Origin of the sequence: Serratia sp. 3ACOL1, from assembly GCF_003668775.1 — a bacterium.
GTDB classification, from domain to species: domain Bacteria; phylum Pseudomonadota; class Gammaproteobacteria; order Enterobacterales; family Enterobacteriaceae; genus Chania; species Chania fonticola.
The window spans coordinates 1,941,410-1,963,551 of sequence record NZ_CP033055.1 but is presented as its reverse complement, the minus strand read 5'-3'; the positions used below and the strand labels follow the sequence as shown (position 1 = coordinate 1,963,551).

Sequence of the window (22,142 nt, the reverse complement as noted above, 5' to 3'; positions counted from 1 at the left end):
AGGACGAAACCGGATGTTAGGGATCTACCGTATATCGATGAGAATGAAGCTTTTCATTGCTCTGTTTCCACTGCTACTGGCTTTATGCTGGTTTGCCGGTTCGGGGATGAAAACCCGTATCAACACCGAACGTCAGATGGATGTCATCGTTCAGCTAACGGCAATTGCGCGTGGCGCAGGGGATGTCGTGCATGAGTTGCAAAAAGAGCGTGGCATGAGCGCCGGTTATCTTGGCTCTGGCGGCGGGCAGTTTCGCGCTGAACTAGCGGATCAACGTAAACTAACGGATGCGGCTATGGCGACATTTAGCCAACTGTTAGCTAAAACGGATCGCCGCGCATTAGAAGGGATTGATACATCGGCGATTCAGTTATTTAACGACCAAACCCAATTGCTGAGCGAGGTGCGCAATAACGTCAGCAATTTACACACAGCAGCACCACAAGCCATTGGTTTCTATACTAAGACCATCGCGCAGGTGCTGGATTTTGTCGGCGGTATCGGGCATTTGACGACATCGGGCAAAATCGGCCAAGAATTGTCAGCGTATTACAGTCTGCTTAACCTGAAAGAACAGTCGGGAATAGAGCGAGCATTACTCTCCGGCGTTTTCTCTAGCGATCGTTTTGGTGATGGGCAATTCCGCCAGTTGAGCGATGTGGTAGGAAAACAAGAGGCCTGGCTTTCTGCGACTCGTCGTTTCAGCACCGCGGAGCAGGCGGCGGCGCTTGATGGCGCATTACGCTCTGCATCGGCAACTGATGCCCTTAAGTTTCGTGAAATAGCGCTCGATAAAGTCGCCACCGGTGGATTCAAAGTTAATCCTACCGATTGGTTCAAGGCTCAGACTCTGCGCATTGAAGTGCTGCGTCAACTAGAGAATCAAACCGCTGACACCTTGCAAAAGCATGCTGCAGAGTTGTCACGCACGGCACGTAGCGAATGGATAACTTTCCTGTGTATCAGCCTTCTTTCCCTGGCAGTGGCCTTGGCGATAGCCATCGTCGTTGCGCGGAGTATCCATCTGCAACTGCAAGGAACGCTGAAAACGATTGGTGAAATGGAGGGGGATTTGACCCAACGCCTTAGCGTGCCGGGTAGTGATGAGTTGTCAGCATTGAATCATGCCTATAACCAATCCATTGAAAATATTCAGCATATCGTTAAAGAGATTAAATCCGGCTCGGAGGTGCTTCACCATGCTAGCGGTGATATCGCCGCTGGTAATCAGGATTTAGCGCAACGTACTGATGAACAGGCGGCGTCTATCGTTGAAACTGCGGCAAGTATGGAACAAATATCCACGGCGATCGCCCAGACTGCAGATAACGCCCGCGAAGCTGAACAACTCACGCTGGCGATGGAGCGTGATGTCATGCAGGCGAATCGTGTGGCGAATGAAGCCAGCCAGAGCATGACGGAGATCCGTAATTCTAGTGAGCAGATTTCACGTATCGTGGCTTCTATTGACGACATTTCTTTTCAGACCAATTTATTGGCGCTCAATGCTGCGGTAGAAGCCGCTCGAGCTGGCGAGTCCGGCAGGGGATTTGCGGTGGTAGCGAGTGAGGTGCGTAACTTATCTCAACGTTGTGCTAAAGAGGCGAGCCAGATCCGAGAGCTGATTAATCAAAATATGGAAAAAATTGCAGAAGGCGTCGCCCGGGTTTCGGCTTCCGGGATCGCGCTAAAAGCGGCAGCAGATAACTCTGGGCTGATGAAGCAATATGTTAGCGATATCGCTCAGGCCGCCAACGAACAATCATTGGGGGTGGGGCAGGTTCATCTGGCTTTGAATCAGCTTGAACAAGTCACCCAGCAAAATGCGGCTTTGGTTTCCCAAGCGGCCAGTGCCAGTCAGGTACTGGACAACCAAGCGGCGGCGATGACCCAATTAGTGAATCGGTTTATCGTATAATGTTGTTGTAAGGACGGTGGGAGTAATCCCACCTCCGACTCGATCGTTCGCTCCGTAGCGTATTTTTATTATTCTTGAGACGTCTCCACTTTCCCTCATGCCGTTTACCGTATATTCCCTGATGTCTTTTTGTGTAAGCGGTATGTCGTTTTGTGCTGCCTGGGTGCATACTATTGCCCTCCCAAAGGCGGTGGGCAAGGCTTTGGCGCTATCTGATAATAAAAAAGGAACGGTGATGGAAAGGCGTAAATTTCTCAAGGGTGCGGCGGCGTTATCTTCTTTTGGGCTGATAAGCCCGGTCTGGTCTGAGTCGCGTAAAACGGATATCCCTGCGTCAACCTGCGTGGATAACAGAAGACGTTTTGTGATGACACAAACTTACCAACTGAAAGCGCCAGCAGGCTCAGAAGGTAAGGCCAATCTGTGGATCCCGGTCCCCCTGGACACCGCCTTCCAGCAACTGAAGCACATTTCTTTTTCTGGCAACTATCAGCAGGCCTACCTCACGGCGAATAATACCTACGCAGCCAAAACGTTGTTTGCTTCCTGGCCGGACTCCAAAGGCCCAATGGAACTGAAGGTGGAAATGCTGATTGAAACCTTGGACTGGGAGCCGCTGAAGAGCAACCAACTGGCCGAATGGCACCTCCCGCAAACCGATCTGGTGTTCCCCGCAGAAGTACAACCCTATCTTAACGCGACCCCACATATCCCGGTGGATGGGCTAGTGAAAGAAACGGCGTTGAAGATTATTGGCAGTGAGAAATCCCCTCTGCAGCAGGCGAGGCTAATTCATGAATGGGTAAGAACCCATATGCATCGAGACGATGCGGTGATTGGCTGCGGGACCGGTGATGTGGGCCAAATCCTTAAGGCTGGTAAGCTGGGCGGGAAATGTACCGATATCAACTCCGTGTTCGTCGCGTTGTGCCGTGCCTGCGGGATCCCGGCGCGTGAGATGTTTGGTATTCGCCTGGGCGCATCCCGCAAGTTGGGGAGCTATTCGAAGAAGGCATTTGGTAGCGCTGATGAGCAAGGCGTGGCAAAAGTCAGCGGCGGGCAGCACTGCCGGGCGATGTTCTGGCTGGCAGGTTTCGGCTGGCTACCAGCCGATCCGGCCGACGTCACTAAAATGCGTCTGGCAGAGAAAAAAGAAAACGGTGATGCCGCCGTTGAAGCCGTCAACGATTACCTGTTCGGTAACTGGGAAATGAACTGGGTTGGTTTTAACTACGCCCGTGATTTCGCGCTTTCGCCAGAGGCAGAGCAGGGCGACCTCAATAACTTTGGTTACCCCTATGCTGAAGTGGATGGCGACCCGTTAAACTTCTACGATCCGGCCGAATTCAGCTATGACTATGTCTCTGTCGAACAGCGTTAAGGGCAGCGTAGTGACGCTGCTGGCGGCTCTGCTTGCCGCCGCAGCATCGACACTCTGCTGCCTCGGGCCGTTGTTGTATCTGGTGTTTGGTATCTCGGCTGCCGGGCTTACGGGGATCCCGGCGCTATCCTGGCTACAGTGGCCAATGATTATTGTGGCTATCGGATTGATGCTGCGAGGATTTTGGCGGCTTTATCTATCGCCACGTCCGGTCTGTGTGAACGTCGTCAGCCGTCGGGTACTCATTTGGCTTTACTGGCTGTCAGTACCTTTACTGTTGGCGTTGATGACCTACCCCTACGTATTACCTTGGATTTGGGAAATAATGGAATGAAAAAGCGCATTTTGCTGCTGCTGGCTCTGGTATTGATTGCGCCGCGGTTATGGGCGGAGAACCAGAAAGTCACGATTGATATCAAAGCCATGACCTGCTCACTGTGCGTCATCTCCATCAATAAAGCGTTGCGCTCTACTGATGGAGTGATTAAGGCCAAAGCCTCGCTGAAAACGCACCAGGCGGAAGTGATTGTGCCCGAGGGTTTTGATAATCAGGTATTGCTGACGGCGATTTCCCGTACCGGCTATAGCGGCGAAATCCAGGGCGTAGTGCCAGCTCCGTAGTTCACTCTGTGCTGATTTTTGTACTGAATTGCTGCGAGGAAACCTGAGGCGTCAATAAATAAAAAAAATCCACGCGGTTGCGTGGATTTCAAATGCTTAGCGGGCTTCATTAGCTGTTCAGATACTGTTGTGAAGCCCAAGAAAACATTTAGACGTTAAACAAGAAGTTCATCACATCGCCATCTTTAACGACGTAGTCTTTCCCTTCTGAACGCATCTTGCCGGCTTCTTTGGCACCTTGCTCACCCTTATAGGTGATAAAGTCTTCAAAGGCGATGGTCTGCGCACGGATAAAGCCTTTTTCAAAGTCGGTGTGGATTTTACCGGCGGCTTGCGGGGCAGTAGCACCAACCGGGATGGTCCAGGCACGCACTTCCTTCACGCCAGCGGTGAAGTAGGTTTGCAGATTGAGCAATTCATAACCTGCGCGGATCACGCGGTTCAGACCTGGTTCTTCCAGACCCAACTCAGCCATAAATTCAGCGCGGTCTTCATCTTCCAGCTCTGCAATGTCGGATTCAACAGCGGCGCAAACCGCAACCACCACGGAACCTTCTTCGGCAGCAATCTTACGCACAACATCCAGATACGGGTTGTTCTCAAAACCGTCTTCGTTGACGTTGGCAATGTACATGGTTGGCTTCAGGGTCAGGAAGCTCAGGTAGCGGATCGCGGCTTTATCTTCAGCAGTCAGATCCAGAGCACGCAGCATACCGGCGTTCTCCAACTGTGGCAGGCATTTTTCCAGCGCAGCCAATTCAGCTTTTGCGTCTTTATCGCCGCCTTTGGCTTTCTTCTGCACACGGTGAATGGCGCGTTCGCAGGTATCAAGGTCGGACAGTGCCAACTCGGTGTTGATGACGTCGATATCGTCTGCCGGGTCCACTTTGTTATTCACGTGAATGATGTTGTCATTCTCAAAGCAACGTACCACGTGGCCGATAGCTTCGGTTTCGCGGATGTTGGTCAGGAACTGGTTACCCAGGCCTTCACCTTTGGAAGCCCCTTTTACCAGGCCTGCGATATCAACGAATTCCATGGTGGTGGGCAGAATGCGTTGTGGTTTGACGATCTCGGCCAGTTGATCCAGACGTGCATCGGGCATCGGTACCACGCCGGTATTGGGTTCAATGGTGCAGAACGGGAAGTTAGCCGCTTCAATACCCGCTTTGGTCAACGCATTGAACAGGGTGGATTTGCCAACGTTAGGCAGACCGACGATACCGCATTTGAATCCCATGTTTATATCACCTTAAATATCTTGACTATCAACAGGTTAACATTAGCCTGCTGCATAAAGGACGAAATTATCCCGCCATTATACACGTAATGGGCAGTTATCTCGATCTGCCCGTTGCTGGCGCTATCACTTGAGGCGTTCCTTACGGCTGTTAACGCCTGGGTCGGCTCAATTCAACGTCGGTAGAGGTGTTCTGCAGGCAAGGTGCAGATCCAGGTTGAACACATCTGGCAATAGGACATGGAACGCTAATATCGGAGATTATTCTGGGTATTTGTTATCAGATATTTAGTAATATAAGTGAGTAAATGTTTTATTTTAAATGCATGTTTAACCATAAAGACGCTCTTTTTCTAGGGTTATTCTTGGGATTTCCCTTCCCTCATCCAGTGAAACAATGTGGCAACATATGATAATAAAAGCGGGTGGATTACAGCGGATAAAGAGTTACAGAACGTTAAACCGCAAGACGCTACTTATCTTATGGTGGGCTATCTATATAGGCTAGAAAAATGCATTAATTTCAAACTAGCTTTTGTTTTAAATATGATGAATATTTAATCACTGTCTCGTTTGGTAGTCATTCTTTTCAGTGTGATGTAATTGTATTATATTGTTTTTATTGATATTTGTTATTTGATGGGATTATTCTTTGTACTTAGTCTTAATGGTTAATTTATTTAATATGTTATTGTAATCGCTTTTGGTTTAATAAGAATTATCTGTGGTTTTTTAATGGAAACATCCTACTATTCTTATAGGATGTTTCTGTGTAAATATAAGCATTCTCTTAATTATATTGAGGTAGGTTTAGAAGGGTAATGATAAATTTAACTATAAGTATTGTTGGGCGTATTTTTTTAAGATATTATCCGCGTATTATTCGCTGTGCTATTTGAATTCAAGGAGGAATTTATTCCATGAATGGGATTGATGTGCTTTCTGCACCGATTTTATTATTACTTTCAGTTATTTCTTTTATTATTCATTTCAGGAACGAGCGGAGGAAGAGCCTGATTGAGCGGCCTTTTTTTGGTGGAAATGCGGATTTGAAAAAGAAAACTACGCCGGATGTGGTTGATGTTGTTGTGCAAAACAGCGTGCAGCCATGCTGTACCCGTAAACTGTGCCGCTATTGCCCGATAAGTAGCAGGCCAAGCAAGTGAAAATCACATTACTTGGCCTAACCGCTTAGCTAGTCGCTTTAAATGCATGCAAACGATTCATGGCTTTAGTCATACCTTCCTTCAGCAAGATCTCCGTGCAACGTAGCGACTCATCGATGGCCTCATCAATCAGCGTTTGCTCTGATGCTGGCGGTTTACCCAGCACAAAGCCTACTACCTTGTTTTTATCCCCTGGGTGGCCGATGCCAATGCGCAAGCGATAAAAGTTCGGGTTGTTGCCCAGCTTGCTCTGGATATCCTTCAGGCCATTGTGGCCACCGTTGCTGCCACCTAATTTGAGTTTCGCCACCCCTGGTGGCAGATCTAATTCATCGTGGGCTACCAGGATCTCTTCCGGCAGAATGCGGTAGAAGGTAGCCAAGGCGCCAACGGCTTTACCACTCAGGTTCATAAAGGTGGTAGGAACCAGCAGCCGAACGTCGTTACCGGCCAAATTCAGGCGTGCGGTGTAACCGAAGAACTTACTCTCTTCCTTCAGCGGTTGGTTGTGGCGTTGCGCCAGTAGGTCAACATACCATGCGCCGGCATTGTGCCGTGTCTGGGCATACTCTGCGCCCGGGTTGGCCAGGCCAACAATCAGTTTGATACTGCTCACAAGAGATTCACTATGCTAGAAAAATGGAAAGGGCGTGCCCGTTGCCTGCCAGGTGTGATCGCCTGAGGTTTCACAACGGCACAGCTCGAAATTTATAGGTCGTTAGTGTACCTGCCTGCGTGCAGAATGACAAAAATCTGGCGCCTCCCCCCGTGAATAGCTGAAAACTGAATAATACATTAGTAAAACAATTTAGTTACCTCGCTAATTTTTAACATAAAGTAAAGAATTGTCAGCCTTTTGTTGCCATTTGTGATCGGTCACGCAATACCCATGCTGAAATAACGACTATACTTAACTAATCAAAGTGGGATAACGAGTTAGGGTTTTCCCTCTATTGGCACATGGCACTATGGAGGTGGCATATGAAACGTAAAAACGCTGAGGTCATTGGCAACGTTTTAATGGGAATGGGTATGGTGGTAATGATTGGCGGGGTTGGATACTCCATCCTGGCTGAAGTATCACAGTTCAATTTGCCGCAGTTCTTTGCCCACGGCGCCATCATTAGTATCTTTATCGGCGCCTTGTTGTGGCTGGCCGGTGCACGTATTGGTGGGCGCGAGCGGGTTGCAGATCGTTATTGGTGGGCAAAACACTTTGATAAACGCTGCCAAAACAACCCGCGCCGTCCGTCACATTGATTAACCACAACCAAGGATCTGGCGAACAAAGGCAAGGGAGCCTGGCCGTATAAGGTTTAAGGTTATGTCCCACATCCCGTAAAAAACCCGTTGTTGCTCGCGCTTCAACGGGTTTTTTGTTTTCTGAGATGTTCACCCGAACAACCTGGCGCAGTGGAGGTAAACCGCGCCAGAGAAGGGATTAATGTTCGAACATCGCGGAAATTGACTCTTCATTGCTGATACGGCGGATAGCTTCAGCCAACATACCGGACAAGGTCAGAGTGCGCACGTTTTTCAACGCCTTGATTTCTGCTGACAGCGGAATAGTGTCACAGACGATCACTTCATCAATCACCGAGTTCCTGATGTTATCCACGGCGTTACCGGAGAAGATCGGGTGCGTGGCGTAGGCAAATACGCGCTTGGCACCGCGTTCTTTCAACGCTTCGGCTGCTTTACACAAGGTACCACCGGTATCGATCATGTCATCGACCAGTACACAGTCACGGCCTGCCACGTCCCCGATAATATGCATCACCTGAGAAACGTTTGCGCGAGGGCGACGTTTATCAATGATGGCCATGTCGGTATCGTTAAGCAGTTTGGCGATCGCGCGGGCGCGCACGACACCACCGATATCTGGGGAAACCACGATCGGGTTTTCCAGGTTCTGTTGCAACATGTCTTCCAACAGGATCGGGCTACCGAATACGTTATCTACCGGGACATCGAAGAAACCTTGGATCTGCTCGGCATGCAGATCGACTGTCAATACGCGGTCAACCCCTACGCTGGAGAGGAAGTCGGCAACAACTTTGGCAGTGATTGGCACACGCGCAGAACGCACGCGGCGATCCTGGCGGGCATAGCCGAAGTAAGGAATTACAGCAGTAATACGACCTGCGGAGGCGCGACGCAGGGCATCAACCATAACAACCAGTTCCATCAGGTTGTCGTTGGTGGGTGCACAGGTGGACTGGATGATGAAAATATCACCGCCGCGTACATTTTCGTTGATTTGCACGCTCACTTCGCCGTCGCTAAAACGACCTACAGCGGCGTCACCAAGGCTGGTGTACAAACGGTTGGCAATACGTTGTGCTAGTTCCGGGGTGGCGTTACCAGCAAAAAGCTTCATATCAGGCACGAGAAGAACCTCAGCATGCGTCCAGAGAAGATATTGTCATACGGTCTTCGCCAAGGGGCAGTTGGCGACGCCGACGCAATATACATACGGGTGTGTAAAACTAACTTGAACTGCAGAGCAGCGCAGAGATGACAGGGCCAGGTAGACGACCCTGCGCAACGACACGTTGAGCTACGGCTCAAACTGCCCGGAACGGATGCGATGTAGTGGTGAGACGTTAACGCCACGCGCTACAAATCCACGCAACCAGGCCGGGGCTTGATTTAACACCTGAAGAGCGGCGGGCTCGGAGTCGAATTCTGCAAACACACAAGCACCTGTGCCAGTCAGGCGTGACGGCGCGTATTGTAACAGCCATGAAAGAAGCTGTTCAACCTCGCGAAAACGTTTTCTTGCGATCGGTTCGCAATCATTTGCGTAAGGTGCCTGTAATAGGGCGTTCAGAGGGCGAACCGGGGTGTTTCTTTTTAATTCGGCATCGGCAAAAATCACCGGTGTGGGGATGCTGACACCGGGATGAGCGACCAAATACCACTTTTCTGCCGGATTTGCTGGCTGTAGCTGTTCACCGATCCCTTCGGCAAATGCTGCATGGCCGCGCACAAATACCGGGACATCGGCACCGAGGATTAGCCCCATCTTTGCCAACTGGTCGTCGCTCAGGCCACATTGCCAAAGTTCATTCAGTGCGACCAGCACCGTTGCCGCGTTGGAAGAGCCGCCGCCAAGGCCGCCACCCATCGGCAAGCGCTTGTCTATGCTGATGTCAGCCCCACGGGGAAGGGTGGCAATGGCGTGGGCCGTGCAATGTTGCTGTAACAGACGAGCGGCCCGGACGATCAGGTTCTGCTCATCTGGCACCCCTTCTACGGGTGTTAGCAGCTGGATCTGGTCATCCTGGCGGGGAACGATGGTTAGCGTATCGCCATAATCCAGGAACTGGAACAACGTTTGCAACTGATGGTAGCCGTCTGCACGACGGCCGGTGATATAGAGAAACAGGTTCAACTTTGCCGGGGAAGGCCATTGGTGGATCATCACTTGAGCGTCCAGTTATCCATTTTCAGCTTGATGCGTTGATCGCCCTGTTGCAGCTCAAGGCGGCTCGGTAACGGGATTTTGAGATCGGTATTGTAGTCCTGATAGGTGACAACCCAGGTCAGATCGCCCTGTTTGTAGGTCAGCTTGTTCAGGCGGTACTGGGAGTCCAGGCTGAAATCGGTAGCTTGCCCTGGCAGGCCAAGCATCCACTGGCGCAGGATATCCAATGGGATCTGCATGCCGGTCAGCTTGCGGATCATCTCTTCCGGGTTGTCGCTGACATAGCGTTTGCCCTGGTTATCCGTCAGTTGCACCACGCTTTTTTGCACGTTCAGCTCCAGCTCGGTGCTGCCAAGCGGGTTGGTCAGCAGCAGGCGGTAGCGGTCGGGCGTGTATTGTTGCCAGAAGAAGCGGGCGTAGACTTTTTTCTGATCGGTCAGATAAGCAAAAGCGCCCCGGGTTTGATACTGCTCAAGCTGTTGCACCGCTTGCTCATGAGCGAGCCACTGCGGAGACGTCGGGCTGGTGGCCGGGCCAGGCTTGGTGAGAGTACAGGCCGTCAGCACCAGGCTGGCTAATGGGATCAGGCGAAGCAAACTAACTTTGCGGATAGGCATAACGTTTTGTTGTCCTTTTGTCCTTGCGGGGCAGTGCTGTTTAGCATTTCTGCCACCACGCTAACGGGCGAGTGGCGTAACGTCAATAATACAATGGCGCAAAAGCCTTGCAGCAAGGGTGGCGTCTGGCGTGTGGAAGATTGTAAACGATGGCGAGGGTTTTTGGGGGGGAAATCTGTGGGCGAAGCATGCAGCATCCCTACAGAGCGTGTCTTTCGTCTCAGCGCGCCACCAGGGCGCGCTTTGCCAGATCAGAAATCGTAACGCAAACGAACAACCGTCATATCGCCCAGATTATCGGTGCTGGACGTCAGCACGTGTTCAACGTCGGCGCGGAAACCGTAGTCGAACTGGAAGGAGACACCCAAGCCATTATCAATACGCTGATAATCGCGGCCAGTGGTGTACTGCAGGCGGTCGCCCATAAAGTAAGGCATGATGGATTTCACCGCGTATTCGCCTACCGGGAAGCTATAACCGGCGAAATATTCAATCCCCCAGGCATCCCCGGCGAAATAGTTGTTCACCTGATTTTTCTTGCTGGTCAGGAAGTTGTCATACCAGCCGCCGCCAAAGCTGAGCGTCCAGTTGTCCGGCTTCCAGCTCAGTGCGGTACCAAAAATGTTCTGATTGTAGTCATTGCTTTCGCCACTATTGGGGTTACGCATCTCGGCGCTGGTGTAGTTCCAGGCGGTGCCCCAGGTCAGGTCTTTGCTCAGGTGATAATCCACACCGAATGAACCGCCGCCCTTGCGCTTGTAGCGTAAGCCATTACCAGGCAGATATTCGTCATCGTTGAACAGGTAAGCGGCGTAGATATCGGCATCGCCCACGGTTGTTTTATATTTCAGCATGCTGCGTGACCGGTAGGAGCCGTCATAGTCGCCGTTAATGCCGTTGCCTGGTGCCTGGGCCAGCATGTCGTAATCCCAGATGTCGGTTTTGGCCCCGACTACGTCGTAGTAAACGCTGTTTTGCTTACCGAAGGTCAGTTGACCCCAGGTTTTGCTTTTCAGGCCGGTATACAGCATACGGCGTGAGGTGTTGTTGGCACCCTCGGCGTAGTGGTTATCCCAACTGAACAGCGCCGGGATGTTGACGCCTAACTCGTAATAGTTGATCCAACTGATGTCGTCGAACAGGTAGTAATCAGTGGCGAAGCGAAAACGTGTGCCGCCGTCAAAACCGTTGCGTTTATAAGAACCTTTATCGCCATCGCCAGTCATCATGTTGAACTGTGGACGAATACTACCGCCAACTGTGAAAGTGAGGCGGCTAAGAGGATCGCCCGCTTGCGGATCCTGCTTTAATAAGGTGATTTCACTATGTGCTGCAAATGCGCTACAACCCGCTATCAGCCCTGCGGTAACCGCCTGGCTTAATCTACGTAATTTCATAGAACGTCCCTTCTTACGTGCTGCTCAAGAAACGAAAACCCATCCATCGGCCAACAACGCCCGGGGCTTTCTGGTTTGCTCACTTTCCGATTACAGAAAGTGAAATTGTGAAACGGTTTTTTTGTAAATAATTCGCTAGCTAACTATTTGGCGGGATTATGGGAACATGCCGAAAAAATAGCAATTAAAACAATGGAAACCGTAACCTATCGCGATTATCAGTAATGTGAAATGTTAAGCCGTGGGAATGCGAAGGATGTCGCCAAGCTGGCTGAAAGGGGAGTTTGCAAGGGTTGGCGCTGCCTTTCAGCGTTTTTCCCTTGAGGTTTCTGATGAGTTTGAAACATACCGAGTTTTGTCGTGCTGACTGATTTGTCCCGCCAATACCAGCGATTGGCCGGAAGATGCGGTTGTCACTTTAATTGATGTCGCGCATCAAGTAGAATGCCGGACAACGAGAACCCGTACCAAGAGAAGTATTACTCGAAGCAATGACCCTTCTGGCGTTAGGTATTAATCACAAAACCGCTCCGGTTTCTCTGCGAGAACGGGTGACCTTCTCCCCAGAGTCGATCGACAAGGCGCTGAATAGCTTGCTGCAACAGCCATTGGTGCAGGGCGGCGTTGTGCTGTCTACCTGTAACCGTACAGAGCTGTACCTCAGCGTGGAGCAGCAGGATCATCTGCATGAACAACTGGTAGCCTGGTTATGTGATTATCACCATCTGCACCCTGAAGACGTGCGCAAGAGCCTGTATTGGCATCACGGCGACGAGGCCGTCAGCCACCTGATGCGCGTTGCCAGCGGGTTAGACTCTTTGGTACTGGGTGAACCCCAGATCCTCGGGCAGGTAAAGAAAGCCTTTGCCGAATCCCAGCGTGGCCAGTCACTTTCCGGTGAGCTGGAGCGCCTGTTCCAGAAATCCTTCTCCGTTGCCAAACGTGTACGCACTGAAACCGAAATCGGTGCCAGCGCGGTATCCGTTGCCTTCGCCGCCTGTGCGCTGGCGCGTCAAATCTTCGAATCCCTTGCCGAACTGAATGTGCTGTTGGTCGGTGCCGGGGAAACGATCGAGCTGGTTGCCCGCCATCTGCGTGAGCATAAAGTGCAGCATATGATCATCGCTAACCGCACCCGTGAACGCGCTCAGGTATTGGCGCAAGAGGTGGGGGCAGAGGTGATCTCATTGCCGGAGATTGACGCACGCCTGGCAGATGCCGATATCATTATCAGCTCAACCGCCAGCCCGTTGCCCATCATCGGCAAGGGCATGGTTGAGCGGGCACTGAAAGCGCGCCGCAATCAGCCGATGTTGCTGGTGGATATTGCCGTTCCGCGCGATATCGAGCCGGAAGTGGGCAAACTGGCGAACGCCTATCTCTACACCGTGGACGACCTGCAGGCCATTATTCAGAGCAATATGGCGCAACGGCAGGCGGCGGCCGTACAGGCCGAGACCATTGTGCAGCAGGAAAGCAGCAATTTCATGACCTGGCTGCGCTCACAGGGCGCGACAGATACCATCAGAGACTACCGTTCGCAGGCCGATCAAATCCGTGCGGAAATGGAGTCAAAAGCGCTGGCAGCGATTGCTCAAGGCGCTAACGTGGAGCAGGTGATCCATGAGCTGGCCCACAGATTAACCAATCGTCTTATTCATGCCCCTACCAAATCCCTCCAGCAGGCCGCCGGTGACGGCGACATGGAGCGGTTGCACATTTTACGCGACAGCCTCGGGCTGGATCAGCATTAGTTCTCTTTTATTAACAGGGTTTAAAACCACGCATGAAGCCTTCTATTGTTGCCAAACTGGAAGCGTTACAAGAGCGCCATGAAGAAGTTCAGGCGCTGCTCGGCGATGCCGGTGTCATTGCCGATCAAGATCGGTTCCGTGGCCTGTCGCGCGAATATGCGCAGTTGACCGACGTCAGCCGTTGTTTTCTGGAATGGCGTCAGGTGCAGGACGACCTCGCCACGGCAGAAATGATGCTGGACGATCCGGAAATGCGTGAAATGGCGCAGGAAGAGCTGAAACAGGCCAAAGCGACGACGGAAGAGCTGGAACAGCAGCTGCAGGTGCTACTGCTGCCGAAGGATCCGGACGATGAGCGCGACTGTTTCCTGGAAGTGCGCGCCGGAACCGGTGGCGACGAAGCGGCCATCTTTGCTGGCGATCTGTTCCGTATGTATAGCCGTTACGCTGAAACTCGCCGCTGGCGGGTTGAGATCATGAGCGAAAACGTGGGTGAACACGGCGGTTACAAAGAGGTGATTGCCAAAGTCTCTGGCGACGGCGTTTACGGTCAACTGAAGTTTGAGTCCGGCGGTCATCGCGTTCAGCGCGTGCCGGAAACCGAATCCCAGGGCCGTATCCATACCTCTGCCTGCACGGTAGCGGTGATGCCAGCGGTACCAGAGGCGGAGCTGCCAGAAATCAACGCGAGTGATCTGAAAATCGATACCTTCCGTTCCTCCGGGGCCGGTGGTCAGCACGTTAACACCACCGATTCTGCGATCCGTATTACCCACTTGCCGACCGGCATTGTGGTTGAATGCCAGGACGAACGTTCACAGCACAAAAACAAAGCCAAGGCGATGTCGGTGCTTGGGGCACGTATCCGCGCGGCAGAGATGGCGAAACGCCAGTTGGCAGAGGCTTCTACCCGCCGCAACCTGCTGGGCACCGGCGATCGTTCCGATCGTAACCGTACCTATAACTTCCCGCAGGGGCGTGTGACCGACCACCGCATCAACCTGACGCTGTATCGTCTGGATGAGGTGATGGAAGGCAAACTGGATATGCTAATTCAACCGATCGTGCAGGAATACCAGGCCGATCAGTTGGCCGCGCTCTCTGCCGAGCCTGAGTAATGGATTATCAAACCTGGCTGAAAACCGCGACCTTACGCCTGACGCACAGTGACAGCGCCAAACGTGATGCGGAGATCCTGTTGGGTTTCGTGACCGGTCGGGCCAGAACCTACTTGTTGGCATTTGGCGAAACTCCGCTGACGGCAGAGCAGGCTGAGCAGTTAACGGTGCTGCTGGCTCGCCGTGAACGCGGGGAACCGGTGGCGTATCTGGTTGGCGAGCGTGAGTTCTGGTCGCTCCCTCTGTCGGTTTCGCCTGCTACGCTAATCCCGCGCCCGGATACCGAATGTTTGGTGGAGTTGGCCTTGGAGCGTCTGCCCGCAACGCCGTGTGCCATTCTGGATCTTGGCACCGGCACCGGCGCGATTGCCCTGGCGTTAGCCAGCGAAAGGCCAGACTGCCAGCTCACCGGCATCGATCTGCAACCGGAGGCCGTGGCGCTGGCGCAGCATAACGCGCAAAAACTGGCGATTAATAATGCGCGCTTTTTGCAAGGGAGCTGGTTTACGCCGGTGGCCGGGCAAAAGTTTGCGCTGATCGCCAGTAATCCTCCCTATATTGATGAAGCCGATCCTCACCTTGGGCAGGGCGATGTCCGCTTTGAACCCGGCAGTGCGCTGGTGGCCGCCGATCAGGGGCTGGCCGATCTGGCAGCGATCGTGCAGCAGGCCGCAGATTATTTAGAGCCGCAGGGTTGGCTGTTGCTTGAGCACGGTTGGCAACAGGGTGAAAGTGTACGTACGCTGCTGAATGCCGCGGGATTTATCGCAGTGGCAACGCATCGCGACTATGGCGGCAACGATCGCGTGACTCTGGGCCAAAAACCACTATAAGAAACCAAGGAAACCATTATGGCCGCTTACATGGCGCTAAAACATCTGCATTTATTAACGGTAGCCATCAGCATTACGTTGTTTGTACTGCGTTTCTTCTGGAAGTGGCGTGCATCGCCGATGATCAACAAGCGCTGGGTAAAGATCACGCCTCATATCAATGATACGGTGCTGTTTGCCACCGGTATTGCCCTGGTGGTGATGTTCAAACTTTACCCACTGCTTGGCATGGACTCGTGGCTGACCGAGAAGTTGTTTGGCGTTATTATCTATATCCTGTTGGGCTATGTCGCATTGGGCAAGAAGACGCGAAGCTGGAATATCCGTACCTTGGCATTCGTTCTGGCACTGGGCTGTCTGTATCTGATCGTTAAACTTGCCACGACCAAAATACCGTTCTTGATGGGATACCTATGAGCAGCATTGCCGATTTCGAATTTAACACTTCCTCACTGAGTGAGGGGGTGATCCTGGTATCCAAGATCATCCGGCGGGACTTTCCGGTGGCGGAAGTTGAGCGCAAGTTACAGCAGTTGAGTGAAGAAGCGCGCGCAATCATCCCGGACGATCTCAACCAGGATCAGCAGTTGGAAGCGCTTATCGAATTGTTCTTTAAAACCTGGGGATTCGGCGGTGCCAGCGGTGTTTATCGGCTCTCTGATGCTATCTGGCTGGATAAGGTGTTGGAAGCCCGCCAAGGTACGCCAGTCTCTCTGGGAACCATTTTCCTGCATATTGCCCACCAGTTGGATCTGCCGCTGATGCCGGTGATTTTCCCCACTCAGTTGATCATGCGTGCTGACTGGCTGGATGAGGAGATGTGGCTGGTTAACCCGTTGAACGGGGAAACGCTTAATGAACATCAGTTGCAGGTTTGGCTCAAAGGTAATCTGGGGCTGGGGGCTGAACTGGAAGATGACGATCTGGACGAATCGGAAAATATTCTGGTGGTGCGTAAGATGCTCGATACGCTGAAAGCCGCGCTGATGGATGAAAAACAGATGGAAATTGCGTTGCGAGCCAGCGAGGCGGTGCTGAGTTTTGACCCAGACGATCCTTACGAGATCCGTGACCGTGGCTTGATTTATGCCCAGCTGGAATGCAACCATATCGCCATTTCCGATCTCAACTATTTTGTCGAGCAGTGCCCTGAAGACCCGGTGAGTGAAGTGATAAAAATTCAAATCCACTCCATCGAGCTCAAGCAGGTCACGCTGCATTAATTCACTGATTCCGATTTATTAATCAATAAGGTGCAAGCATGGAACAGAAAGTAGTCAGCATTGGCGACATCAAGGTAGCGAACGATCTACCGTTTGTACTGTTCGGCGGTATGAACGTACTGGAATCACGCGATTTGGCGATGCGCATCTGCGAACACTACGTCACCGTGACGCAAAAACTGGGCATCCCTTACGTTTTCAAAGCCTCTTTTGATAAAGCCAACCGCTCATCTATCCATTCTTACCGTGGCCCAGGCCTGGAAGAAGGGATGAAGATTTTCCAGGAAATCAAAAGCACCTTCGGCGTGAAAATTATCACCGATGTGCATGAAGCTTCACAGGCGCAGCCAGTTTCCGAAGTGGTTGATGTGATCCAACTGCCAGCCTTCCTGGCACGCCAGACCGACCTGGTTGAAGCCATGGCGAAAACCGGCGCGGTGATCAACGTCAAGAAACCGCAGTTCGTCAGCCCGGGCCAGATGGGCAATATCGTCGATAAATTCAAAGAAGGCGGCAACGATCAGGTTATCCTGTGCGATCGTGGTAGCAACTTTGGCTATGACAACCTGGTGGTCGACATGTTGGGTATCAACGTGATGAAGAATGTGACCGGTGGCCATCCGGTGATCTTTGACGTGACCCACGCCCTGCAAACCCGCGATCCGTTTGGTGCGGCTTCAGGCGGCCGCCGCGCGCAGGTTGCCGAGCTGGCTCGTGCCGGTATGGCGGTAGGTTTGGCTGGCCTGTTTATCGAGGCACACCCAGATCCAAGCAATGCCAAATGCGATGGTCCTTCGGCGTTGCCGTTGGATAAGCTGGAACCGTTCCTGGTGCAGATGAAAGCCATTGACGATCTGGTGAAAAGCTTCGCTGAGCTGGATACCAGCAACTAACTGCTGCTGGCAAACCCTCTCTTGGCCCATGATGTAGGGGCGCTGCATGCTGCGTCCGCCTGGAAAATCAATGGGTTAGGTAGGTTGGGGTGTTCGATTTCGACAAACTCAGCAATATTGCTACTTTGTCATCGATTTGAAGGCCCGACATTAATTTGTCGGGCCTTTTGCTTTACTGGCCGTTAAGCGCGGTGAGTGCCTCAGGCAAGGTGGGGTAGAAATGCAGCTTGCCATCGATTGGCTTCATGCGCGCACGAGCCAGGGTTTTTAGCGGCTGGAACGGAATATCGGTGATCACCAGCTGTTTTTCGGCGGGCAGGGCGTCGATATAACGTTGCAACGCGTTGAGCCCCCCGGCATCCAGCACCGGCACGGCATCCCATTGCAATACGATGGTGTGGTAGTTTTCACCGCGTACCAGCAGATCGTTGAACACGCGTTCGGCAGCGGCGAAGAACAGCGGCCCGTTGACGCGTAGCACCAGCCGGCCATCCTCGGCGCTCAACTCGCTCAGGCGGGTCATGCGTGCGATTCGGCGCATAAACAGCAGTGAGGCCAGCACGATGCCAACGGTAATGGCAATCACCATATCAAACAGTACCGTCAGCGACATACACAGCAGCATCACCAAAATGTCGTCTTTCGGCGCCCGGCGCAACAGATAAACCACTTTATGCGCCTCGCTCATGTTCCAGGCGACCAATAGCAACAGCGAAGCCATCGCCGCCAGCGGTAAGTAGGATAGCCACGGTGCCAGCATCAGCAAGGACAGCAGCACCATTAACGAGTGGATGATTGCCGAAACCGGTGAGGTTGCTCCTGCTCGCACGTTGGCTGCCGAGCGGGCAATGGCGGCCGTCGCGGTAATGCCACCGAAGAACGGGGCGATGATATTACCCGCGCCCTGGCCAATCAGTTCGGCGTTGGAGTGGTGCTTTTTGCCCGTCATGCCATCCAACACTACCGCGCACAGCAGCGATTCGATCGCACCAAGCATCGCCATGGAAAAGGCTGCCGGTAACAGAGCGGAAAGCAGCTGCCAGCTCAGCTCCGTTGGTTTACCGTCGCCAGCAGGCAGATGCCATGGCAACAGCCACTGCGGCAGGATCGGCGGGATACCTTGGCCTTGGCTGCCGTCTGCCAGTTCGAAACTGAAACGGGAGCCAATGGTCGCAACCTGATGATCGAACTGTGCCAGAATTGCCATCACTGCGGTGCCAGCCAACAAGGCGGGCAGGTGGCCGGGAATACGCAGCCCCAGCTTTGGCCAGAGCAGCAGGACCACCAAGGTGACCGCGCCAATCAGCGTATCGCCATAGTCCAGGGTGGGTAAAGCATGCAACAGCGCATTCACCTTACCGATGTAGTTTTCCGGTACTTCCGCCAGCTGTAAGCCAAAGAAATCCTTCACCTGCATAGTGGCGATGGTGATGGCAATCCCAGAGGTAAACCCAAGCGTGACCGAAAGTGGAATGTATTCGATCAGGCGGCCAAGCCGCGCCAACCCCATAATCAGCAGGAATACGCCGGACAGCATAGTGGCAATCAATAGGCCAGAGAGCCCAAACTGCTGTGAAACGGGGAACAGGATCACCACAAACGCCGCGGTGGGGCCGGAAACGCTGTAGCGCGAACCGCCGCTGACGGCGATTACGATGCCAGCAATGGCGGCGGTATACAGCCCATACTGTGGGGGAACGCCGCTGGCAATGGCCAGCGCCATCGCCAGGGGTATGGCAATGATGCCGACGGTCACCCCGGCAATGGCATCTTTCAGCAGACGTTGAAGGGAATAGGGCTCGCGCCAGCAGGCATCTATCAGGGCGCTAAAAGGGCGGATACCGTTGATTTCGTGCGTTTTCATCTAAGTTGCAAACCAAGTCTATAAAAGAGAACGGAATGGCGGGCCATGGAGGTCCGTCTCGGAATAGCTGGTAGATACCATACCCCTTTCTGTCCGCCGATACCTAGATTTGTATCAAAGCATCAGGATTGCGATTAATTTATATTTGTTCAGCGGACTATTCGCGCCAAGCGCCAGCCTGTGCAGATCGTCCGCTGTGGATTGGGGGAAAAGCGTAGCTTTTATCGCTTAGTGTACTGCGGGCAAGGGTAAGCCTAGAAACTGAGCAAGAGTGCTGACCAGCAGATGATGGTCTTCGAGCTGCGGGGAGCCAGAAAGAGAGATGGAACCGACACAACCCACATTGAGCAGGTTGATGGGGAATGCGCCACCGTGGGCGGCATAGTCACGTACGCTGAGGCCATATCTCTCCTCCAGCGTCACTTGCCGTTGTTGCAGGCGTAAACCCACGGCATAAGAGCTTTTATGGAAATGGTTGACCACGTTGCGCTTGCGCCGCACCCAGTCGGCAATGTCTGGCGTTGCGCCTGGCAGGGCGTAATAAAACAGCGTTTGTCCGTTTAGCTGAATTTCGATAGCGATGGGTAATTGGCGATGTTCTGCGGCATTTTTTAGCGCTACACCCAGCTCCCACGCGGTGGCATGGTCGAAATGGTGGAAGGTAAGGTCCGCTTCTTGTGTCGCCAGCGCTTGCAATTCATCATCGATATTCATCAGATTTTCCCCGTGGTGTGATGGATAACAGACTATCCTGAACTGAGGATAGGACATAGATTGCCTGGCAATAACATATACCCGCCTAGCCGTTATCATTTTGACTATCGTAGGGGCGCTGCATGCTGTGCCCGTCTGGATAATCAGCAACTCGAAAAAAATTGCCGCATCCTGGAGTATGCCGAATAGTTATGACATATATTGCGTCAATCTCGTCTTTTTACAGTGACGCGTGCATCACCTATGCCACGCTGTCGGTAGCCTACTTTGCGCTTAGCAGAAACGCCCCTTTTTCCTACCAATCCGCCGTATGGAAACGGATATTGTTTGGTGTGCTGGCAGGGCTGGCGGTGCTGTATCTGAATCAGACTCGGCTGTTGCTCACCGGTAACATTTATTACAGCTTTGCCATGATCCCGATGATTCTGGTGCTGTTTTTCGGTGGTGCAGTCAGTGGGATAGTGTGCTATCTGGTGAACTTTGGCTTTAACGGCGGCTTCACGCTGGATAATCTATTCATCGGTTCGATCATCTTGCCGCTGCTCCTATCGGGGGTCTGGCGGAAAAAATCGAACCGGGTGTTTTACCTTACCATCGGTATCATTGCGCTCTACCGCATTGCAGTGGTCGGCTCGTTCGTCAACTTCCGTGAACTGTGGCTGGATATTCTGTTGTATCAGGCCGCATCGGCGCTTTGCCTGGCGATTTGCTACCACGCCCTGAGTTTTAAAGAGCGCCATATTAATGCCTTTTTCTCCATGCGCAACAAGGCGACGACCGACAGCCTGACCCACATCAACAACCGCGCCGGCGTGGACTACAAAATGATGCTGCAGCATGCCCAACGGGAGTCTTGTGGCCTAATGTTGCTGGATTTGGATAATTTCAAACAGGTCAATGACACCTATGGCCATTTGGCTGGTGACGGCGTGTTGGCCAGCGTGGGGGGCATTCTGAAGGATTGCGTCCGTGATGAAGACTTTGTCGGGCGCTACGGCGGCGAGGAGTTTATGGTCATCACTTCCAGCTATGAACCGCTGCATATTGCGGCCGTGGCGGAACGTATTCGCAGCCGGGTGGAAGAATTTGATTTTATTACCGAGAGTGGGGAGGCGATCCGGTTGACCATCTCCATCGGGACCTCGCTCTATCTGCCCGGTATGTCGGTGGAGAAAGCGATAGAGATGACGGATGAAGCGCTGTATGACGCTAAGCGCCAAGGTAAAAACCGCGTGGTCAGCAGCCGTTTGATGTCGCTATCACAGTTGGGGGAGAGGTTTAGCCCTATGGCGGCTAAGAAGTCTTAGCCTGGCCCGGGAGTAAACAACGCTTTCTTTGACACCTTTACTTTTTCCCCTCCAGCGTTGTTGCGTCGGTTTTACCGACGACAGCAACATTGCTTTCGGCATAATCTAACTCTTTAGATAAAAAGTAATTAAGGAATGTACGTATCACGGCAATGATTACCAGTTTAATCAACTCTTCCATACTAGGGTTGATCGTCGTTGCCAAGATATCAGCCGCTAATTGAAACTCTAACGCCAAAGCAAGCCAGGTTCCAAAACGTGCCCTTATTAAATAGAGTATGGACTGACTTTTAACTTTGGTGATTGTGGTATAAAGTGCCTTTACCAGCCCGACAAAAACGCAAATAACGGATAGAAACTCTAAAAAAACCTGTAGCATTAGAGAGAAATAGATAATTATTTCTTTGATACTTTCCAATTAGATAGCTCCGTTTTCCATGTTTATCAGGCCTCTCACCAACAAACCGTGCTTAGTTAATGGCTTGGAATAGGGCGTTTTAGCTCAGGCCCGTAAAGCATTTTACTTTTCGCTATGCTTGTTGTTTAAGTGCAGTGAAAAACACTTATTGAAATAAGCTTTGACGTGGTCTTCCATCGCGTGAACTTTTTCGTCAATGCGCTGGCAAAGGAATTCATCGCTATTCATTGCCTGGACTCGTTGTAACG

At 52.3% G+C, this 22,142-nt stretch carries 22 protein-coding genes; 13 read left to right on the top strand and 9 right to left on the bottom strand.

The window, feature by feature from the left end:
- Positions 1-13 precede the first annotated feature (13 nt).
- The 4 genes from D9980_RS09030 to D9980_RS09015 all read left to right on the top strand — a co-directional run bounded on the left by D9980_RS09030 (position 14) and on the right by D9980_RS09015 (position 3,920).
- Positions 14-1,918, top strand: coding sequence for a methyl-accepting chemotaxis protein (locus tag D9980_RS09030; RefSeq protein ID WP_121607073.1), 1,905 nt, complete (start codon positions 14-16; stop codon positions 1,916-1,918).
- 235 nt (positions 1,919-2,153) lie between these two features.
- A complete protein-coding gene (locus D9980_RS09025; RefSeq protein WP_121607072.1) occupies positions 2,154-3,299 on the top strand; it encodes a transglutaminase-like domain-containing protein in 1,146 nt (381 codons plus the stop codon).
- Positions 3,271-3,633 carry a mercuric transporter MerT family protein gene (locus D9980_RS09020; RefSeq protein ID WP_121607071.1) on the top strand — a complete coding sequence of 121 codons (363 nt, stop codon included), beginning with the start codon at positions 3,271-3,273 and terminating at the stop codon, positions 3,631-3,633. The genes D9980_RS09025 and D9980_RS09020 overlap by 29 nt, the downstream gene beginning before the upstream one ends.
- Positions 3,630-3,920 carry a heavy-metal-associated domain-containing protein gene (locus D9980_RS09015; protein WP_121607070.1) on the top strand — a complete coding sequence of 97 codons (291 nt, stop codon included), beginning with the start codon at positions 3,630-3,632 and terminating at the stop codon, positions 3,918-3,920. The genes D9980_RS09020 and D9980_RS09015 overlap by 4 nt, the downstream gene beginning before the upstream one ends.
- A 148-nt stretch (positions 3,921-4,068) precedes the next feature.
- On the opposite strand, the gene ychF is transcribed toward D9980_RS09015, so the two are convergent.
- Complete coding sequence (ychF, locus tag D9980_RS09010; RefSeq protein ID WP_021181096.1) at positions 4,069-5,160, bottom strand: redox-regulated ATPase YchF; 1,092 nt, start codon at positions 5,158-5,160, stop codon at positions 4,069-4,071.
- A gap of 920 nt (positions 5,161-6,080) precedes the next feature.
- On the opposite strand from ychF, the gene D9980_RS26650 reads away from it, so the two are divergent.
- Positions 6,081-6,326 (top strand): hypothetical protein, encoded by a 246-nt coding sequence (locus D9980_RS26650; protein ID WP_021806703.1) that lies wholly within the window; start codon positions 6,081-6,083, stop codon positions 6,324-6,326.
- A 25-nt stretch (positions 6,327-6,351) separates the two neighbouring features.
- Here the strand turns inward: D9980_RS26650 and pth are convergent, their stop codons facing one another.
- Positions 6,352-6,942, bottom strand: coding sequence for an aminoacyl-tRNA hydrolase (gene pth / locus D9980_RS09005; protein WP_121607069.1), 591 nt, complete (start codon positions 6,940-6,942; stop codon positions 6,352-6,354).
- Positions 6,943-7,307: 365 nt separating this feature from the next.
- Here pth and ychH point away from each other — a divergent pair, with 365 nt between their 5' ends.
- Positions 7,308-7,586, top strand: coding sequence for a stress-induced protein YchH (ychH, locus tag D9980_RS09000; RefSeq protein ID WP_121607068.1), 279 nt, complete (start codon positions 7,308-7,310; stop codon positions 7,584-7,586).
- A 181-nt stretch (positions 7,587-7,767) separates the two neighbouring features.
- Here ychH and prs read toward each other — a convergent pair whose 3' ends face one another.
- The 4 genes from prs to D9980_RS08980 form a co-directional block, all read right to left on the bottom strand.
- On the bottom strand, positions 7,768-8,715 hold the full coding sequence (gene prs, locus D9980_RS08995; protein ID WP_002211240.1) for a ribose-phosphate diphosphokinase: 948 nt from the start codon (positions 8,713-8,715) through the stop codon (positions 7,768-7,770).
- Positions 8,716-8,886: 171 nt separating this feature from the next.
- The gene (gene ispE / locus D9980_RS08990) at positions 8,887-9,753 is read right to left on the bottom strand and encodes a 4-(cytidine 5'-diphospho)-2-C-methyl-D-erythritol kinase (RefSeq protein ID WP_121607067.1); all 867 of its coding nucleotides are present in this window, start codon (positions 9,751-9,753) and stop codon (positions 8,887-8,889) included.
- Positions 9,753-10,373 (bottom strand): lipoprotein insertase outer membrane protein LolB, encoded by a 621-nt coding sequence (lolB, locus tag D9980_RS08985; protein WP_121607066.1) that lies wholly within the window; start codon positions 10,371-10,373, stop codon positions 9,753-9,755. Before lolB ends, ispE begins: the two co-directional genes overlap by 1 nt.
- A 251-nt stretch (positions 10,374-10,624) precedes the next feature.
- Positions 10,625-11,770 (bottom strand): porin, encoded by a 1,146-nt coding sequence (locus D9980_RS08980; RefSeq protein WP_121607065.1) that lies wholly within the window; start codon positions 11,768-11,770, stop codon positions 10,625-10,627.
- Between the two features lie 491 nt (positions 11,771-12,261).
- On the opposite strand from D9980_RS08980, the gene hemA reads away from it, so the two are divergent.
- From hemA to kdsA, 6 genes are read left to right on the top strand one after another with little or no spacing between them, the layout of a single operon-like run.
- Positions 12,262-13,524, top strand: a complete 1,263-nt coding sequence (hemA, locus tag D9980_RS08975) for a glutamyl-tRNA reductase (RefSeq protein ID WP_024485435.1) — start codon at positions 12,262-12,264, stop codon at positions 13,522-13,524.
- A gap of 32 nt (positions 13,525-13,556) precedes the next feature.
- Positions 13,557-14,642, top strand: coding sequence for a peptide chain release factor 1 (prfA, locus tag D9980_RS08970; RefSeq protein WP_121607064.1), 1,086 nt, complete (start codon positions 13,557-13,559; stop codon positions 14,640-14,642).
- Complete coding sequence (gene prmC, locus D9980_RS08965; protein ID WP_121607063.1) at positions 14,642-15,475, top strand: peptide chain release factor N(5)-glutamine methyltransferase; 834 nt, start codon at positions 14,642-14,644, stop codon at positions 15,473-15,475. The genes prfA and prmC overlap by 1 nt, the downstream gene beginning before the upstream one ends.
- 18 nt (positions 15,476-15,493) lie before the next feature.
- Positions 15,494-15,892, top strand: a complete 399-nt coding sequence (locus tag D9980_RS08960) for a SirB2 family protein (RefSeq protein WP_121607062.1) — start codon at positions 15,494-15,496, stop codon at positions 15,890-15,892.
- Entirely contained in the window at positions 15,889-16,698 is an 810-nt protein-coding gene (sirB1, locus tag D9980_RS08955) for an invasion regulator SirB1 (RefSeq protein WP_021806696.1), read from the top strand. The genes D9980_RS08960 and sirB1 overlap by 4 nt, the downstream gene beginning before the upstream one ends.
- A 38-nt stretch (positions 16,699-16,736) precedes the next feature.
- Positions 16,737-17,591, top strand: a complete 855-nt coding sequence (gene kdsA, locus D9980_RS08950) for a 3-deoxy-8-phosphooctulonate synthase (RefSeq protein ID WP_024485431.1) — start codon at positions 16,737-16,739, stop codon at positions 17,589-17,591.
- A gap of 172 nt (positions 17,592-17,763) precedes the next feature.
- Here the strand turns inward: kdsA and dauA are convergent, their stop codons facing one another.
- Both dauA and D9980_RS08940 read right to left on the bottom strand, forming a co-directional pair.
- Positions 17,764-19,455, bottom strand: coding sequence for a C4-dicarboxylic acid transporter DauA (gene dauA, locus D9980_RS08945; protein ID WP_121607061.1), 1,692 nt, complete (start codon positions 19,453-19,455; stop codon positions 17,764-17,766).
- Positions 19,456-19,683: 228 nt separating this feature from the next.
- Entirely contained in the window at positions 19,684-20,169 is a 486-nt protein-coding gene (locus tag D9980_RS08940) for a heme-degrading domain-containing protein (RefSeq protein ID WP_121607060.1), read from the bottom strand.
- A gap of 191 nt (positions 20,170-20,360) precedes the next feature.
- On the opposite strand from D9980_RS08940, the gene D9980_RS08935 reads away from it, so the two are divergent.
- A complete protein-coding gene (locus D9980_RS08935) occupies positions 20,361-21,476 on the top strand; it encodes a GGDEF domain-containing protein (protein WP_121607059.1) in 1,116 nt (371 codons plus the stop codon).
- Positions 21,477-21,513: 37 nt separating this feature from the next.
- Here the strand turns inward: D9980_RS08935 and D9980_RS08930 are convergent, their stop codons facing one another.
- The gene (locus D9980_RS08930) at positions 21,514-21,894 is read right to left on the bottom strand and encodes a DUF1622 domain-containing protein (RefSeq protein ID WP_024486941.1); all 381 of its coding nucleotides are present in this window, start codon (positions 21,892-21,894) and stop codon (positions 21,514-21,516) included.
- Between the last annotated feature and the right edge of the window lie 248 nt (positions 21,895-22,142).

What these genes read in the sequence shown, in the direction of transcription:
- D9980_RS09020 (WP_121607071.1), top strand. Translation starts at nt 3,271, where the DNA reads ATGACTATGTCTCTGTCGAACAGCGTTAAGGGCAGCGTAGTGACGCTG.
- hemA (WP_024485435.1), top strand. Translation starts at nt 12,262, where the DNA reads ATGACCCTTCTGGCGTTAGGTATTAATCACAAAACCGCTCCGGTTTCT.
- lolB (WP_121607066.1), bottom strand. Translation starts at nt 10,373, where the DNA reads ATGCCTATCCGCAAAGTTAGTTTGCTTCGCCTGATCCCATTAGCCAGC.
- ychF (WP_021181096.1), bottom strand. Translation starts at nt 5,160, where the DNA reads ATGGGATTCAAATGCGGTATCGTCGGTCTGCCTAACGTTGGCAAATCC.
- prfA (WP_121607064.1), top strand. Translation starts at nt 13,557, where the DNA reads ATGAAGCCTTCTATTGTTGCCAAACTGGAAGCGTTACAAGAGCGCCAT.
- D9980_RS09015 (WP_121607070.1), top strand. Translation starts at nt 3,630, where the DNA reads ATGAAAAAGCGCATTTTGCTGCTGCTGGCTCTGGTATTGATTGCGCCG.
- D9980_RS08940 (WP_121607060.1), bottom strand. Translation starts at nt 20,169, where the DNA reads ATGAATATCGATGATGAATTGCAAGCGCTGGCGACACAAGAAGCGGAC.
- kdsA (WP_024485431.1), top strand. Translation starts at nt 16,737, where the DNA reads ATGGAACAGAAAGTAGTCAGCATTGGCGACATCAAGGTAGCGAACGAT.
- D9980_RS08960 (WP_121607062.1), top strand. Translation starts at nt 15,494, where the DNA reads ATGGCCGCTTACATGGCGCTAAAACATCTGCATTTATTAACGGTAGCC.
- dauA (WP_121607061.1), bottom strand. Translation starts at nt 19,455, where the DNA reads ATGAAAACGCACGAAATCAACGGTATCCGCCCTTTTAGCGCCCTGATA.
- D9980_RS08980 (WP_121607065.1), bottom strand. Translation starts at nt 11,770, where the DNA reads ATGAAATTACGTAGATTAAGCCAGGCGGTTACCGCAGGGCTGATAGCG.
- sirB1 (WP_021806696.1), top strand. Translation starts at nt 15,889, where the DNA reads ATGAGCAGCATTGCCGATTTCGAATTTAACACTTCCTCACTGAGTGAG.
- D9980_RS26650 (WP_021806703.1), top strand. Translation starts at nt 6,081, where the DNA reads ATGAATGGGATTGATGTGCTTTCTGCACCGATTTTATTATTACTTTCA.
- D9980_RS09030 (WP_121607073.1), top strand. Translation starts at nt 14, where the DNA reads ATGTTAGGGATCTACCGTATATCGATGAGAATGAAGCTTTTCATTGCT.
- ychH (WP_121607068.1), top strand. Translation starts at nt 7,308, where the DNA reads ATGAAACGTAAAAACGCTGAGGTCATTGGCAACGTTTTAATGGGAATG.
- D9980_RS09025 (WP_121607072.1), top strand. Translation starts at nt 2,154, where the DNA reads ATGGAAAGGCGTAAATTTCTCAAGGGTGCGGCGGCGTTATCTTCTTTT.
- ispE (WP_121607067.1), bottom strand. Translation starts at nt 9,753, where the DNA reads ATGATCCACCAATGGCCTTCCCCGGCAAAGTTGAACCTGTTTCTCTAT.
- D9980_RS08935 (WP_121607059.1), top strand. Translation starts at nt 20,361, where the DNA reads ATGACATATATTGCGTCAATCTCGTCTTTTTACAGTGACGCGTGCATC.
- prmC (WP_121607063.1), top strand. Translation starts at nt 14,642, where the DNA reads ATGGATTATCAAACCTGGCTGAAAACCGCGACCTTACGCCTGACGCAC.